The sequence below is a fragment of the Kosakonia sp. CFBP8986 genome (genome assembly GCF_034044935.1).
Classification (GTDB): domain Bacteria; phylum Pseudomonadota; class Gammaproteobacteria; order Enterobacterales; family Enterobacteriaceae; genus Kosakonia; species Kosakonia cowanii.
Map to the genome: position 1 here is coordinate 489,306 of NZ_JAXCXB010000002.1, position 16,176 is coordinate 505,481.

14 protein-coding genes and 1 riboswitch are annotated in these 16,176 nt (G+C 57.6%); of the genes, 13 read left to right on the forward strand and 1 reads right to left on the reverse strand.

Annotation, left to right across the window (positions count from 1 at the left end; genetic code table 11):
• The first annotated feature begins 11 nt into the window (after positions 1–11).
• Entirely contained in the window at positions 12–2,069 is a 2,058-nt protein-coding gene (locus SOM48_RS05960; protein WP_320511601.1) for a beta-galactosidase, read from the forward strand.
• Positions 2,070–2,134: 65 nt separating this feature from the next.
• Entirely contained in the window at positions 2,135–2,446 is a 312-nt protein-coding gene (locus SOM48_RS05965) for a PTS sugar transporter subunit IIB (protein WP_139568212.1), read from the forward strand.
• 142 nt (positions 2,447–2,588) lie between these two features.
• Here the strand turns inward: SOM48_RS05965 and SOM48_RS05970 are convergent, their stop codons facing one another.
• Positions 2,589–3,854, reverse strand: coding sequence for a maltoporin (locus SOM48_RS05970; RefSeq protein WP_076770147.1), 1,266 nt, complete (start codon positions 3,852–3,854; stop codon positions 2,589–2,591).
• Positions 3,855–4,122: 268 nt separating this feature from the next.
• On the opposite strand from SOM48_RS05970, the gene SOM48_RS05975 reads away from it, so the two are divergent.
• The 11 genes from SOM48_RS05975 to SOM48_RS06025 all read left to right on the forward strand — a co-directional run bounded on the left by SOM48_RS05975 (position 4,123) and on the right by SOM48_RS06025 (position 15,920).
• Positions 4,123–5,196 carry a LacI family DNA-binding transcriptional regulator gene (locus SOM48_RS05975; RefSeq protein ID WP_023478571.1) on the forward strand — a complete coding sequence of 358 codons (1,074 nt, stop codon included), beginning with the start codon at positions 4,123–4,125 and terminating at the stop codon, positions 5,194–5,196.
• A gap of 103 nt (positions 5,197–5,299) precedes the next feature.
• Positions 5,300–6,259: an Rpn family recombination-promoting nuclease/putative transposase gene (locus tag SOM48_RS05980; RefSeq protein WP_320511670.1), complete on the forward strand. Its 960-nt coding sequence runs from the start codon at positions 5,300–5,302 to the stop codon at positions 6,257–6,259.
• A gap of 76 nt (positions 6,260–6,335) precedes the next feature.
• Positions 6,336–6,432, forward strand: a riboswitch (TPP riboswitch).
• Between the two features lie 35 nt (positions 6,433–6,467).
• A complete protein-coding gene (thiM, locus tag SOM48_RS05985; protein ID WP_320511603.1) occupies positions 6,468–7,250 on the forward strand; it encodes a hydroxyethylthiazole kinase in 783 nt (260 codons plus the stop codon).
• A complete protein-coding gene (gene thiD / locus SOM48_RS05990; RefSeq protein WP_313276855.1) occupies positions 7,250–8,050 on the forward strand; it encodes a bifunctional hydroxymethylpyrimidine kinase/phosphomethylpyrimidine kinase in 801 nt (266 codons plus the stop codon). Before thiM ends, thiD begins: the two co-directional genes overlap by 1 nt.
• 153 nt (positions 8,051–8,203) lie before the next feature.
• The gene (gene fbaB / locus SOM48_RS05995; RefSeq protein ID WP_023478565.1) at positions 8,204–9,256 is read left to right on the forward strand and encodes a class I fructose-bisphosphate aldolase; all 1,053 of its coding nucleotides are present in this window, start codon (positions 8,204–8,206) and stop codon (positions 9,254–9,256) included.
• 228 nt (positions 9,257–9,484) lie between these two features.
• The gene (locus tag SOM48_RS06000) at positions 9,485–10,639 is read left to right on the forward strand and encodes a mandelate racemase family protein (RefSeq protein WP_270221679.1); all 1,155 of its coding nucleotides are present in this window, start codon (positions 9,485–9,487) and stop codon (positions 10,637–10,639) included.
• Between the two features lie 97 nt (positions 10,640–10,736).
• A complete protein-coding gene (locus SOM48_RS06005; RefSeq protein ID WP_313161804.1) occupies positions 10,737–12,365 on the forward strand; it encodes an ABC transporter substrate-binding protein in 1,629 nt (542 codons plus the stop codon).
• A complete protein-coding gene (locus SOM48_RS06010) occupies positions 12,362–13,399 on the forward strand; it encodes an ABC transporter permease (protein WP_023478569.1) in 1,038 nt (345 codons plus the stop codon). Before SOM48_RS06005 ends, SOM48_RS06010 begins: the two co-directional genes overlap by 4 nt.
• Positions 13,396–14,301 carry an ABC transporter permease gene (locus SOM48_RS06015; protein WP_023478552.1) on the forward strand — a complete coding sequence of 302 codons (906 nt, stop codon included), beginning with the start codon at positions 13,396–13,398 and terminating at the stop codon, positions 14,299–14,301. The genes SOM48_RS06010 and SOM48_RS06015 overlap by 4 nt, the downstream gene beginning before the upstream one ends.
• Positions 14,273–15,136: an ABC transporter ATP-binding protein gene (locus SOM48_RS06020; protein WP_023478564.1), complete on the forward strand. Its 864-nt coding sequence runs from the start codon at positions 14,273–14,275 to the stop codon at positions 15,134–15,136. The genes SOM48_RS06015 and SOM48_RS06020 overlap by 29 nt, the downstream gene beginning before the upstream one ends.
• A 10-nt stretch (positions 15,137–15,146) precedes the next feature.
• On the forward strand, positions 15,147–15,920 hold the full coding sequence (locus SOM48_RS06025; protein WP_320511604.1) for an ABC transporter ATP-binding protein: 774 nt from the start codon (positions 15,147–15,149) through the stop codon (positions 15,918–15,920).
• Positions 15,921–16,176: the final 256 nt, after the last annotated feature.

The window sequence follows — 16,176 nt, forward strand, 5'->3', positions numbered from 1 at the left end:
AGGAATGAATAATGAATAAATTTGCGCCTTTAAGCCCGAAGGTCGTCTCGCTATTGCATGGCGCGGACTATAACCCGGAGCAGTGGGAAAACTATCCCGGTATTATCGATAGCGATATTGCCATGATGCAGCAGGCAAAATGTAATGTGATGTCGGTCGGAATATTTAGCTGGTCGAAACTCGAACCGCAGGAGGGCGTATTTAATTTCGCCTGGCTCGATGAGGTGATTGAGAAATTATATGCCGCCGGTATCCATATATTTCTCGCCACGCCGAGCGGTGCGCGTCCGGCGTGGATGTCGCAAAAATACCCGCAAGTGCTGCGCGTCGGGCGCGATCGCGTGCCCGCGCTGCATGGCGGTCGCCACAACCACTGCATAAGTTCACCGGTCTACCGTGAAAAGACGCTGAAGATCAACACACTGCTGGCGGAGCGTTATGGGCAGCATCCAGCGGTGCTCGGCTGGCACATCTCCAACGAGTATGGCGGCGAGTGCCACTGTGATTTATGCCAGCAGAAGTTCCGCGACTGGCTGAAGGCGCGCTATCAGACGCTGGAGGCGCTGAACCACGCCTGGTGGAGCGACTTCTGGAGCCACACCTACAGCGACTGGTCGCAAATTGAGTCCCCTGCGCCGCAGGGCGAAGTCTCCATTCATGGCCTTAATCTCGACTGGCGACGCTTTAACACCGCCCAGGTAACCGATTTCTGCCGCCACGAAGTTGCCCCGCTGAAGGCCGCCAACGCGTCGCTGCCGGTGACCACCAACTTTATGGAGTACTTCTACGACTACGACTACTGGCAGCTTGCGGAGGCGATCGACTTTATCTCCTGGGACAGCTACCCGATGTGGCACCGCGATAAAGATGAAACCCAGCTCGCCTGCTACACCGCCATGTATCACGACATGATGCGCACGCTGAAAGGCGGCAAGCCCTTCGTGCTGATGGAGTCGACGCCAAGCGTCACCAACTGGCAGCCAACCAGCAAGCTGAAAAAGCCGGGCATGCATATTCTCTCCTCTTTGCAGGCGGTGGCGCACGGCGCCGATTCGGTGCAGTACTTCCAGTGGCGCAAAAGCCGTGGATCAGTGGAGAAGTTCCATGGTGCGGTGATTGATCACGTCGGCCATCTTAATACCCGCGTTGGCCGTGAAGTCTCCGCCCTCGGCGAGATGCTCAGCAAGCTGACGCCGGTCATGGGCTGTCGCACCAAGGCGCGGGTGGCGATTATCTTCGACCAGCAGAACCGCTGGGCGCTGGATGATGCGCAGGGGCCGCGCAACAAGGGCATGGAGTATGAGAAGACGGTTAACGAACACTACCGACCCTTCTGGGAGAAGGGCGTGGCGGTGGATGTGATTAATGCCGATGCCGATCTCAGCCGCTACCATTTAGTTATCGCCCCGATGCTCTATATGGTGCGCGACGGCTTCGCTGAACGCGCCGAGAGCTTTGTCGCCAGCGGCGGCCATCTGGTGACCTCTTACTGGAGCGGCGTGGTCAATGAGAGCGATCTCTGCCACCTGGGCGGTTTCCCCGGTCCGCTGCGCAACCTGCTCGGCATCTGGGCGGAGGAGATTGACTGCCTCGACGACCATGAACGAAACCTGGTGCAGGGGCTGGCGGGCAACGAAGCGGGCTTACAGGGGCCGTATCAAGTGCGCCATCTTTGCGAGCTGATTCAACTTGAGGGCGCGCAGCCGCTGGCAACCTACCGGGATGATTTCTATGCCGGTCGCCCGGCGGTCACGGTCAACGCCTTCGGCAAAGGCAAAGCCTGGCATATCGCCTCGCGTAACGATCTCGCCTTCCAGCGGGACTTCTTCGCCAACCTTATCGACACGCTATCGCTGCCGCGTGCGCTTAACGTTGAGCTACCGCCGGGCGTGGTGGCGACCGCGCGGGAAGATGGTGAGCAGGCGTTTGTCTTTATTCAGAACTTTACCGCGCAGCAGCAGAGCATCACGCTGCCGCCGGGTTATCACGACTACCTGAGCGACGCCGCCGTCAGCGGTGCGCTGGTGCTCAAACCTTGGGATTGCCGCGTCGTTCGCCGCGACGCGTAAGCCCACTCTGCGCGCCTGCCCACCCGGGCAGGCGTTTTTTTATCTGCTGATTACGGAGACCTGCAATGGTAAGCCTTAAATCCTTCCTGCATTACTTCTCTGAGGCCAAACCGGCCACCCCGCTCAGCGACGCTGAGGTGTTGAAAATTGAGCGACTGGCCGCGGCGTTTGGCGGTGAGGCAAATATTGAACAGGTTGATGCCTGTCTGACACGCCTGCGCGTCACGGTAAAAGAGTTAACCCGGGTCGATTCGCAGGCGCTACAGGATGAGGGGGCGCTGGGCGTCATTATCCTCGGCCAACAGGTACATGCTATTTTTGGCAAGCAATCTGACGCACTGCGTAAATTACTCGATGAGCGTTTCTCTGCTCGTTAGTAATAAAAAAGGGATACCCGAAAGGGTATCCCAAATAAACAATAACGAACGCAGTGGCAATATAAACCTGCAAGGCTCAGAGATAAATAACGATTTTACTAACAGAGTGGGTTAATAAAGGCGAAAAAAATATCGCACTTATTTACCACCAGGCTTCCACCTGCACACCAAAGTTCCAGGTGTTATTTTTGGTGCCATCTTCAAATGCTTTGCCATCTTCAGAGTCATTTAAATAAGAGGCGAAGAGGCGCAGCTCCGGACGCGACATAAAATCGGCACCGTCAGCAAGACCCAGCGCGATGGTGTACTTCTCGCCGCTCTGCTTATAGTTGGTGCCGTTTTTGTAGTTATCTTTCTGGTAAAAGCCGCCCACTTCACCAATCAGACGCACATATTCGGTGAACTGATACTGCGCACGACCAACCAGCGACACCAGACGGGATTTGTCGGTAAACGCAGTGGTATCTTCGGCCGCGCCGTAGGTCAACACATGGTTAAAGGAGAAGCGGTCGGTGATCGGGATAAGCCCGGTGTTGATGACGCGATAGCCGGTAGCATCGTTGACATAGTTCCACATGTCATACCAGCCGCCGCCCTGCGACACCATATTCTGCGCCAGCCCTTTGTTGGCGTACTGCAACACCAGCTTGTTATAGCCGCCGAGCATATCCTGGCTGATTTCACCGGTCAGCATCACGCCATCATCCGCGTCGTACAGCCCGCCGTAAGCCTTCTGCTTTTTGGTTGGGTTCGGCATGGCGTAATCAATGCCAAACTCCGTCCACGCGCCCGCCCACGGTTTCCAGCCGGCATAGCGCAGGTCCAGATAGTTAATATTGACGTCATTGTCGTTATCAACGCGGTAATCCACGTCATTGGCATCGCCGCGGATCCACGCAAAAGAGACGGCGCCCGGCCCGAAGGTGTAGTTTTCGATCCCCGCACCAGAGCCGGAGATGTTCCAGTATTTGGTATCGATAATATGTAGATCGTGGCGCTGATAGTAGCGTTTACCGCCCCAGATCACCGCGTTGGGATCGTTGGGGATCAGCCCTTTGATCTGCAGGTTCAGCTGGCGTAAGCCGAACTGCGCATCGTCGCCGATGGTGGTTTCGTTATCGTTGGAGCCATCGGATACCATGCTGACCATGCTGTCGAGGTAAAAGCTGACGTCATCTTTTTTGTAGACTTCCGAGCCCAGCTCAAGCTCGCCGTAGGTGTCAGATTCATTGCCCAGACGCCCGATCTTGTTTTTCTGCCACTCCACCTGGCCGCCATCGCCCGACACGCCCACGCCGCCGCGCAGGTAGCCATGAAAATCGATGGGTACCGAGGTGGCCGCCATCAGCGAGGTTGAGGTCAGCGCAGCGGCTAACGCAAGAGAGAGTGTGCGTAGTGGAGTCTTCATCGTGTTCCTCTTATTGTTTTGTATTACGTTCACATAATCGCAGTCATAAAATGCTTAATTGTAAAAACAGGCAAACTGAGGATCTAAAATGTGTGATTAACTGCAAATAAATCAGCGATTTTTGTTACAGGTGGAGAATTCGTTCACATTTATGCGTATTGTGAGCGTGATACTTATTGGCGGCTAAAGCGGCGAGGAAATGAGCGGTGAGCGTTTTTTTTGATCTGCCCTGTTACAATTGGCGCATAACAACATAAGGAACCGGACCATGAAGTCTAAAAGCGCGACGTTGGAAGACGTTGCCCGCCATGCGGGTGTCTCCTATCAGACCGTGTCCAGGGTACTCAATAAATCTGCCAATGTATCCGAAGCCACGCGTCTCAAGGTTGAGAAAGCGATAGAGTTGCTGCGTTATGTGCCGAACCGGCTGGCGCAACAGCTGGTCGGTAAGCAGAGTCAGACCCTTGGACTCGTCACCACCTCGCTGGCGCTGCATGCCCCTTCACAGGTGGCGGCGGCGGTAAAACGCTATGCCAATCTTGACGGCTACCAGGTGCTGATCTCAATGATTGATGAGAACGTCAATCATGATATCCAGTCGGCGATCAACGAACTGAAGTCGCAGCTGGTTGATAAGGTGATCATTAACGTGCCGCTGGAGACCGATGAAGCCCAGCGTATAGCGGCTGACAATGATGATATTGTTTGCCTGTTCCTCGACGTTGACCCTTACAGCTCGGTGTTTAACGTCTCATTTAATCCGGCGGACGGCACCCGTGCGAGCGTCAAACATCTCTATGATTTAGGCCACCGCGATATCGCGCTGCTGGCGGGGCCTGAAAGCTCCGTCTCGGCAAAGCTGCGGCTGAAAAGCTGGGTGGATACGCTTGATAGCTACGGCCTGAAACCGGTGAAGGTGTTCCATGGCAATTGGGATGCGCAGAGCGGTTACGCAGGCGCACTGCAGATGCTGCGCGAAACGCCCAACTTTACCGCCGTACTGGTCGGTAATGATCAGATGGCGCTCGGCGTGCTGAGCGCGTTTCATCAACATCAGATCGCCATCCCCGGCGAGAAATCGGTGATCGGTTACGATGACACCTATGAAAGCTCCTTCTTCCATCCGTCGTTAACCACCGTTTCTCTGGATCTCGATTTGCAGGGTAAAGAGGCGGTGCGTCGCCTGCTCGACAGCGGCCACGGCGACGCCGCCCGGAGTTCATCCGTGCTTCCTGCGCGGCTGATTGTGCGTCACTCTACCGGCGCATTGCAGGAGCAGAGCGCTAACCTGCAGGAGATCGCCCAACAACTGCAGGTTATTGCGCATAAATTGATGAAATAAAAGGAAAAGTTAATTGATTTTTTCAGAAAAAGCACAGCTAGGCGTGGTCAGATTTTAGTGATATTTAGAGGGAAATAACGTAAGCCAGGGAGGCAAACCCTTGATATCCGATACGACCACGCAACGCAAAACAAAGAGCACCCCTACGCCGCACGATGCGGCATTCAAACAGTTTCTGACCAACCCGACGACGGCCAGGGATTTTATCGAACTGCATCTGCCCGCGCATTTACTGGCACTTTGCGATTTACGTACGCTCAGGCTGGAGTCGGGCAGTTTCGTCGAAGAGAACCTGCGGGCTTATTACAGCGACGTGCTCTACAGCCTGAAAACACGCGCAGGGGAGGGGTATATCCATGTGCTGATTGAGCATCAATCCACCCCCGATCGCCATATGGCGTTTCGGTTAATGCGTTACGCGATTGCCGCGATGCAAAGGCACCTTGATGCCGGGCATAAATCGCTACCGTTAGTTATTCCCTTGCTTTTTTATACTGGAAAGCGCACCCCTTATCCGTGGTCAACGAACTGGTTAGAGTTGTTTGTCAGTCCAACTACCGCACAAGAGCTATACAGCAGCAGTTTTCCACTCGTTGATGTCTCGGTGATCCCGGATAACGTAATAATGAATCACCGCAGCATGGCGGCGCTGACGCTGTTACAAAAACATATTCATCAGCGCGACTTAAGCGAAATTCTTGACCGGCTCGCAACGCTTTTGGTGAACGAACACATCACACGACAGCAATTAGCTTCGCTGATAAACTACCTGGTGTACGCTGGCGAGACAGCAGATGCGCACGCCTTTGTACGTGAACTGGCGCTAAAGGCACCACAGCATGAGGACCAATTGATGACAATTGCACAGCAGCTTGAACAAAGGGGTAGGGAGCAAGGAATTGAACAAGGCATTCAGCTTGGCGAGCAGCGCGGCATTGAGAAGGGGCGCAAAGAAGAGGCGTTCCGCATCGCACGGACGATGCTGCAAAACGGCCTCGATCGCAGCACGGTGATGAGCATGACCGGGCTTACCGAAGCGGAGCTGGCGCAGATTCGCCACTGAATGCACGGGCAAATGCGCATTTACACATGACGCTGCCGGCATTAAGCTACTGAACGGTTTCACCACAATTTATTGAATTTATGACTCGGGGTGCCCTTCTGCGTGAAGGCTGAGAAATACCCGTACCACCTGATCTGGATAATGCCAGCGTAGGGAAGTCAGATGCCTGCCCGGCATCCCTTCTTCACGCCGGGCAGGAGCAAAAAAGATGCAACCTGACCTGCTTGATCCTGTGCACTCTGCACACGCGTTACAGCAACTCCGTACACATTCCCCGCTTGTTCACTGTATGACGAATGACGTCGTGCAAACCTTTACCGCCAATGTGCTGCTCTCGCTCGGCGCCTCACCGGCGATGGTAATCGATCGTGAAGAGGCGCAGCAGTTCAGCGCCATCGCTGATGCCTTGCTTATCAATGTCGGCACGCTGACGCGCGAACGCGCTGAGGCAATGCTCGCCGCAATTGAGAGCGCCAACCGCGCGCAAACCCCCTGGACGCTCGACCCGGTTGCCGTTGGCGCACTCGCCTTTCGCTCCGGTTTCTGCCAACAACTCCTCTCTCTTCGACCGGCCGCCATCCGCGGCAACGCTTCTGAAATCCTCTCCCTGGCCGGTATGCCAGGCGGCGGGCGCGGCGTCGACACCACCGACAGCGCGCTGGCGGCCCTGCCTGCTGCGCAGCAGCTGGCGCAACAGACCGGCGCGGTGGTCGCAGTCACCGGTGAGATTGATTACATCACCGATGGTGTACAAACCCTGAGCGTCAGCGGCGGCGATCCGCTGATGACGCGCGTGGTCGGTACCGGCTGCGCGCTCTCGGCGGTGGTGGCTGCCTGTTGCGCCTTGCCCGGCGAGCGACGGCTCAATGTTGCGTCAGCCTGCCGGATAATGAAGCTGGCGGGCAGCCGCGCGGTGAAGCAGAGCGCTGGCCCTGGCAGTTTCGTCCCCGCTTTTCTTGATGCGCTGGCGGCAAACGGGGAGGGGGAGTAATGAAACGGATTAATGCCTTAACCATTGCCGGCACTGACCCGAGCGGTGGCGCGGGGATCCAGGCGGATTTGAAAACCTTTTCGGCGCTGGGCGCTTATGGCTGTTCGGTGATCACCGCGCTGGTGGCGCAAAACACCCGCGGCGTACAGTCGGTATACCGAATCGAGCCTGATTTCGTTGCCGCCCAGCTGGACTCGGTGCTGAGCGATGTGCGCATCGACACCACTAAAATCGGCATGCTGGCGGAAACCGACATTGTCGAAGCGGTGGCAGAGCGTCTGCGCCATTACCAGGTGCGCAATGTGGTGCTGGATACGGTAATGCTGGCGAAAAGCGGCGATCCGCTGTTATCGCCTGCGGCGGTCGCCGCCCTGCGCCAGCATTTACTGCCGCAGGTTTCCCTTATCACGCCCAATCTGCCGGAAGCGGCGGCGCTGTTAGATGCGCCCCATGCGCGCAGCGAGCGCGAGATGCATGAGCAGGGCGAAGCTCTGTTAGCGCTCGGTTGTGAGGCGGTATTGATGAAGGGCGGTCATCTGGATGACGCCGAAAGCCCCGACTGGCTCTTTACTCGCGATGGCGCACAGCGCTTTACCACCGTGCGCATTGCAACAAAAAACACCCATGGTACAGGCTGCACACTTTCGGCGGCGCTGGCGGCCCTGCGACCGCGCCACCCGGGCTGGGCTGAAACGGTTGCAGAGGCGAAAAAGTGGCTTACCGCTGCGCTGGCACAGGCCGATACGCTTGAAGTGGGAGAGGGTATCGGCCCGGTTCACCACTTCCATCAGTGGTGGTAAATCAGAAACCGAAACGTGCCAGCAGAATAAGCTGAAAAAATGCCCGGCGGTGGACATTCTGACGCCAGAGTACCAGGCTTAGTTTGCCCATCGCCAGGCAAGGTGGGTAAGGACAATCCAATTCGCGAAGCGCAAGCTTACGGGAGCATTGTAATGACTGATATTGTGCAGTTACTTGGCAAAGACGCCGACAGCCTTCTGCAACACCGTTGCATGACCATTCCTGCCGACCAGCTCTATCTGCCCGGACACGACTACGTCGACCGCGTGATGATCGACAACAACCGCCCGCCTGCGGTGTTGCGAAACATGCAGACGCTCTACAACCACGGGCGGCTGGCAGGCACGGGATATCTCTCTATTTTGCCGGTCGATCAGGGTATTGAGCACTCGGCAGGCGCATCGTTTGCCGCCAACCCGCTCTACTTTGACCCGAAAAATATCGTTGAGCTGGCGATTGAAGCGGGCTGTAACTGTGTGGCATCAACTTACGGCGTGCTGGCCTCGGTCTCCCGCCGTTATGCCCACCGCATTCCGTTCCTCGTTAAACTCAACCATAACGAAACCCTCAGCTACCCGACCACTTATGATCAGACCTACTACGCCAGCGTCGAGCAGGCATTCAATATGGGTGCGGTAGCAGTCGGCGCGACCATCTACTTCGGATCGCCGGAATCCCGCCGCCAGATTGAAGAGATCTCCACCGCTTTTGAGCGTGCTCACGAACTGGGCATGGTGACGGTGCTGTGGGCCTATCTGCGCAACTCTGCGTTTAAGAAAGATGGTGTCGATTACCATGTTTCAGCGGATCTCACCGGCCAGGCGAACCACATTGCCGCCACCATTGGCGCGGATATCGTGAAGCAGAAGATGGCGGAGAATAACGGCGGCTATAACGCGGTGAAATTCGGCTATACCGATGAGCGCGTCTACAGCAAGCTCACCAGCGACAACCCGATCGATCTGGTGCGCTACCAGTTAGCCAACTGCTATATGGGTCGTGCCGGGCTTATCAACTCCGGTGGTGCCTCCGGCGGCGAGGCGGATCTCACCGAGGCGGTACGCACGGCGGTGATCAACAAACGTGCCGGCGGCATGGGGCTGATCCTCGGGCGTAAAGCGTTCAAGAAAACAATGGCCGACGGCGTGAAGCTGATTAATGCCGTACAGGATGTCTATCTCGACGAGAAGATCACTATCGCCTGATCTCCGTTGTTGCCCCTTTCCGCCAGGAAGGGGGCTTTCTCTCTCTGCCCCGCGTCTTCCCCCACGGACTCCGATCACATTTCCGTAACCTTTTGTGAAAAGTATCACGCATCCTTGTGCGCATGCCCAAAAAATGGTCGCCGCTTAGCGCTATTTGTCCGAGGATGTGACCAGGTTTTGTGCATATATTTTGTTCTGAAACAGCTTTTCAAAACTCAAGGATACGGAATGAAAATTGAATCTGTAAACGTCACCGTCTTTCAGCACCCCACGCGACGGGTCTCTGACAGCGCCGGGCACTCCCATCCGGGGCCGGAGACGCAGGCGAAGATGGCGATGTTAACCATCACCGCAGACGACGGCAGCACCGGTTACTCATTCGCGCCGCCAGAAGTGGTGCGCCCGTTCGTACTCACCGCATTCTTCCGCAAAGTGATGGTCGGCCAGGATCCCTTTAACCGTGAGCGTATCTGGCAGGATCTGGTGCACTGGCAGCGCGGCAGCGCGCATCAACTGACCGAACGCGCGCTCTCGTTTGTTGAGCAGGCGCTGTGGGATTTGATTGGCCGCAAGCTCAATATGCCGGTCTATAAACTGCTCGGTGGCTACCGCGATAAAGTACCGGCTTACGGCAGCACCATGTGCGGCGACGATCTCGAAGGCGGTCTCTCCACGCCGGAAGAGTACGCCGCCTTTGCCGAAACGCTGGTGGCGCGCGGTTATAAGGCTATCAAGCTGCACACCTGGATGCCGCCGGTGAAGTTCGCGCCGAACCCGAAAATGGATATCAAAGCCTGCGCCGCGGTGCGTGAAGCGGTCGGGCCGGATATCGATCTGATGATTGATGGCTACCACTGGTACAGCCGCACCGAAGCGCTGTGGATTGGCAAAGAGCTGGAGAAGCTCAACTTTGCCTGGTTTGAAGAGCCGATGGAGGAGGAGAGCATGTCCTCTTACGCCTGGCTGGCGGAGAATTTATCGATCCCGATTATCGGCCCGGAGAGTCTTGGCGGGAAACACCACAGCCGCGCTGACTGGGTTAAAGCGGGTGCCTGCGACATCCTGCGCGCTGGCGCTAACGGTGTGGGCGGCATTTCGCCGACGCTAAAAGTGGCGAACCTCGCCGAATCCTTCGGCATGGATTGCGAAGTGCACGGCAACGGCGCGGCAAGCCTTGCGGTCATCGGTGCGATCCGCAACTGCCGCTGGTATGAGCGCGGCCTGCTGCACCCGTTCCTCGACTACGACCAGCCCGCCGCTTATCTCAATAGCATCGTCGACCCGATGGATGACGAGGGCTTTGTGCATCTGCCGCAGCGTCCGGGACTCGGGGAAGATATCAACTTTGCCTTTATCGAAGCCAACACCGTCAGCCACGACTGAACAATAAAAATACCCGGGAGCACTGACTTTCGGGACGCGTGGGCCGGTTTGTGTGCTTGTCACCACCGGCAAAACGTACCCTACAGGCGACAGATAGATGAAAAAAAACTCCCTCGCGGGCGCGTGCGTACTCGCGCTCTCGTTGATGGTGGGCAGCGGCGCGGCAGAGGCAAAAACGCCGCCCGATCAGCTCATCATCGGCATGAACATGAATAACCTGCTGACCCTCGATCCGGCGGCGATGACCGGCAATGAAGTGGTTGGTATCGTCGTCAATCTCTATGACTCGCTGGTGGAGCTGGACCCAAACGAGCTGACCAACGTAAAACCGGCGCTGGCGAAAAGCTGGACTATCGACCCGGACGGCAAAAGCCTGACCTTTCATCTGCGCGACGACGTGAAATTTCACTCCGGCAACCCCTTAACCGCAGAGGATGTGGTCTGGTCGATGCGCAGGCTTTTGCACCTTAACCTTGCGCAGGCCTCGGTGTGGAAATCCTACGGTTTCAGTAAAAAGAATATCGACCAGCAGATCAGCGCCCCGGATGCCTACACGGTAAAAATCACCCTGCCAAAAGCCAACGATCCGCAACTGGTGCTCTACTCGCTTGGCGCGCTGGGCAACCTCGGCGTGCTCGACAGCAAAACCGTGCAGAAGCATGCGGTAAATAACGACTGGGGCAACCGCTGGCTGACTACCAACGAAGCCGGCTCCGGGCCGTTTATGCTGGAGACCTGGCAGGCGAAGGATGTGTTGCGCATGAAGCGTAACCCGCACTACTGGCGCGAAGAGCCGAAGCTGAGCCGCGTGGTGCTGCGCCATTTTCAGGAGTCGCAAACCCTGCGCCTGATGCTGGCAAAAGGGGATCTCGATATTGCCAACAACATGGCGGTATCGGATATCAATGCGCTGCGAAAAGACCCGAATGTTACCGTCGAAGCGGTGCAGAAGGGCACGGTCTACTACGTGGCGATGAGCATGAAAGAGCCGCACTTCGCCAATGCAAAAGTGCGCGAAGCGGTGCGCTATCTGATTGATTACCAGGGCATCAATAACGCGCTGATGCCGGGTTACGGTGTGCTGCACCAGCGTCCGATTAAAGCGGGAATGCCGTCGACGCTGCCGGACCCCGGCTACCGGCTCGATATTCCGCGCGCCAAAAAGCTGCTGGCGGAAGCGGGCTACCCGCAAGGCTTTGACACCACGCTGCGTGTGCTGGCCGATCAGCCGTTTCTCAATATCGCCATTGCCGTGCAGTCGACGCTGATGCAGGCCGGCATCAACGCCAAAATTATTACCGGCACCGGCAACCAAATTTACGGCGCGATGCGCGAGCGCAAGTTCGACATGCTGGTCGGGCGCGGCGGCAGTGGCGTCGAGCCGCACCCACACTCCAGCCTGCGTGCGCTGGTCTATAACCCCGACAACAGCGATGAAGCCCGGCTGACCAACTTCCAGGGCTGGCGCACCAGTTTCTACGATAAACAGCTTAACGAGATGATCGACCAGGCCCTGCTGGAGCGCGATCCGAACAAACAGAAGGCGGATTATCAGCAAATTCAGGTGCGTTATGACCAGCTGATCCCGGCGCTGATCCCGCTGTCGCAAATGGTCGATTCGGTAGTGGTGCGCAATGAGGTGAAAAACTTCCAGTCGCATCCGTCGGCAACCACCTTTCTGCGTGAAGTCTACAAACGCGACGGCGCTGAAGGAGAGAAACCATGAGTATGCTACTGCTTGCCCCCGGCTCGCGGGCCAGGCGGGTATCGACGCGACTGACCCAGGTGGCGATCACCCTGTTCGGATTGCTGCTGCTGACCTTCTTTATTGGCCGCGTGATGCCGGTCGATCCGGTACTGGCGATTGTCGGTCCCGATGCCGATCACAGCACTTATCAGCAGGTTTACCACCAGCTTGGCTTTGATCAGTCCCTGATGACGCAGTTTGGCATCTACCTTAACAACCTGCTGCACGGCAATCTGGGCAATGCGCTGCTGACCGGCAAACCGGTGCTGGACGATATTCTGCGCGTATTCCCGGCAACGCTGGAGCTGGCGACGTTCGCCATTATCGTCGGTGCTGGCCTGGGCATTCCTCTTGGCGTGCTGGCGGCAGCACGGCGCAACAGCGTGGCCGATTACGTGGTGCGCATCATCAGCCTTGCCGGTTACTCAACGCCGATTTTCTGGGTCGGCATGATGGGGCTGCTGCTGTTTTACGCCTGGCTCGGCTGGGTTGGCGGCGCCGGGCGGCTCGATCTCGGGCTGGATGGCCTGGTGCCGCGTCGCACTGGCTTGATTACCGTCGATGCGCTGCTGGCGGGTAACGGACAGGTGTTCTGGAATGCGCTCAATCACCTGGTGCTGCCCGCTTCGCTGCTCGGCTTTCACTCGCTGGCTTACATTAGCCGTATGACGCGCAGCTTTATGCTGGCGCAGCTCTCGCAGGAGTTCATCATCACCGCGCGGGTGAAAGGGCTGACCGAGCGGCAGGTGATCTGGAATCACGCCTTCCGCAATATTCTTGTTCAGCTGTTAACTGTGGTGGCGCTGGCCTACGGATCGCTGCTGGAAGGGGCGGTGTTGATCGAAACGGTCTTCTCCTGGCCCGGTTTTGGCTCCTATCTCACCGGCAGCCTGCTGCTCGGCGATATGAATGCGGTGATGGGCTGTGTGCTGCTGGTAGGGGTGATCTTCGTGCTGCTGAACCTGCTCTCCGACATGCTCTATCAACTCTTTGATCCGAGGACGAAATCATGACGGTCTCATTTGATTCGCCTGTTTCAGCCGCCCGCCGCGAACGCAGCCAGCGCATCAAGCGTGGCTTTGGCCGCACGGCGGGGTTTATTGGCAAAATGGCGCGCAACCCCCTCACCGCTATTGGCGGCAGCATTATCCTGCTGCTGCTGATTGTGGCGATCTTCGCGCCGCTGATTGCCCCTTACCACCCGCTGGTGATGGATCTCAACAATGCCCTGAGCGCGCCGAGTGCCGCCCACTGGTTCGGCACCGATGAGTTCGGGCGCGATATCTTCAGCCGTCTGGTCTATGGCTCGCGCATTACGCTCTATATCGTGCTGCTGGTCTCCGTCACCGTCGGGCCGCTCGGCCTGCTGCTCGGTGTTACCGCCGGTTACTTTGGCGGCAAAGTCGATATGGTGCTGATGCGCGTCACCGATATCTTTATCTCCTTTCCGAGCCTGGTGCTGGCGCTGGCGTTTGTCGCCGCCCTCGGTCCTGGCCTTGAGCATGTGGTGATTGCCATTACGCTGACCGCCTGGCCGCCAATTGCGCGGCTGGCGCGGGCGGAAACCCTGTCACTGCGGCAGGCCGATTTTATCTCGGCGGTGCGTTTGCAGGGCGCGTCGCCGGTGCGGGTGCTGTGGCGGCACATTGTGCCGCTCTGCCTGCCGTCGGTGATTATCCGTATCACCATGAACATGGCGGGCATCATTCTGACCGCCGCCGGGCTTGGGTTTCTCGGCCTCGGCGCGCAGCCGCCCGATCCGGAGTGGGGCGCGATGATCTCCAGCGGGCGCACCTACATGATGGAGTGCTGGTGGGTAGTGACCATTCCGGGGCTGGCGATTTTGATTAACAGCCTGGCGTTCAACTTCTTAGGAGACGGCTTACGTGACATCCTCGATCCCCGCAGCGAATAACTCGCCGCTTCTCGATGTGCGCAACCTGCATGTCGATTTCGTCAACGCAGGCGCGATCACCCACGCGGTGCGCGGCGTCTCTTTTACCCTCGGCCAGGAGAAGCTGGCGATTGTCGGCGAGTCCGGCTCCGGTAAATCCACCGTCGGGCGTGCGCTGCTGCGCCTGCATCCGGCGAAAGCGCGGATCACCGCCGAGCGTATGCAGTTTGGCGATATCGATCTGCAACAGGTCACCGAGGCGCAGATGCGCCAGGTGCGCGGCAAACGTATCTCGATGATTATGCAGGACCCGAAGTACTCCCTGAACCCGGTGGTGTGCGTTGGCGACCAGATTGCCGAAGCCTGGCTGACTCACCATCCGGGGCAGAAAAAGGCGGCGAAAGCCAAAGTGCTGGAGATGCTCGATGTGGTGCGTATTCGCCAGCCGGAGCGGGTCTATCACCTCTATCCTCACGAAATTTCCGGTGGGCAGGGGCAGCGCATCATGATCGCCATGATGCTGATCACCGACCCGGAGCTGGTGATTGCCGATGAACCGACCTCTGCACTGGATGTTTCGGTGCGTTTGCAGGTGCTGGGGCTGCTGGACGATCTGGTTAAATCGCGCGGGCTGGGGCTGATTTTTATCAGCCACGATATCAATCTGGTGCGTAGCTTCTGCGATCGCGTGCTGGTGATGTACGCCGGGCGCGTGGTGGAGTCTATTGCCGCCAAAGATCTCGATAACGCGCAGCACCCCTATACGCAGGGGTTAATCCACGCCCTGCCAGAGATTCACAACCGTCGACCGGTGCTGCCGGTGTTGCAGCGTCAGGCCAGCTGGCTGGGCGAGTGAGGAGAGCCATATGATTACTGTGAACCACCTGAACCTGGCGTTTGGCGACGGGGAGAAGCGCAACCAGGTGCTGAGTGATGTGACCTTTGCCGTGCAGCCGGGGGAGATTTATGGCCTGGTGGGCGAGTCGGGTTCGGGCAAAACCACGGTGCTGAAGTGCCTGGCGGGGCTGTTTACCCACTGGCAGGGCGAGCTGGCGATTAACGATCAGCGGCTGGAGAAGCGCCTCAGTCGGCCGCGCTGCCGACTGGTGCAGATGGTGTTTCAGGATCCCTACGGTTCGCTGCATCCTCGCCATACCATCGGCGATATCCTCGAAGAGCCGCTGCAAATCCACGGCATTAACGATCGCGATCGGCGCATCAACACGCTGCTGGATAAAGTCGGCTTAAGCCGCGCCTTTCGCGAGCGCTATCCGCATCAGCTCTCCGGTGGACAGCGTCAGCGCGTGGCGATTGCCCGGGCGCTGATTCTGGAGCCGCGCGTGCTGCTGCTTGATGAGCCGACCTCGGCGCTGGATGTCTCGGTGCAAGCGGAGATCCTCAACCTGCTGGCGGCGCTGCATCAGGAGTCGCAGTTAACCTATTTGATGGTGACGCACGATTTGGGGGTGATTGCCCATCTCTGCCAGAAGGTGGCGGTGATGCAGCATGGAAAAATCCTTGAAACCTTAACGGTGGATTCGCTGGTCAGCGGCGCGGCGCAAACGGATTATACGCGTATGCTAGTGAATGCAAGCCAGCAATATAGCCGCGAGATGGCACGCGAGGTAGCGGCGTATTGATCACCGGTATATAGCCGCTGAAACCGCGTAGGCCGGATAAGCGGTACGCGCCATCCGGCATTATCGCCGCGGCACAATTGCCGGATGGCGGCTTCGCCTTATCCGGCCTACAAAAACGTGCATTCAGCGACACCGAAAGTGCTTTTACTTCAGGTCTCACAGCAATGGGGTTGTGTCCCCGCTGAAATCGGCGAACCGAAGCGTGAATGACAAGGTCTGGACGCCATGGATGGCGGACAGAGGCGAACCGAGACAG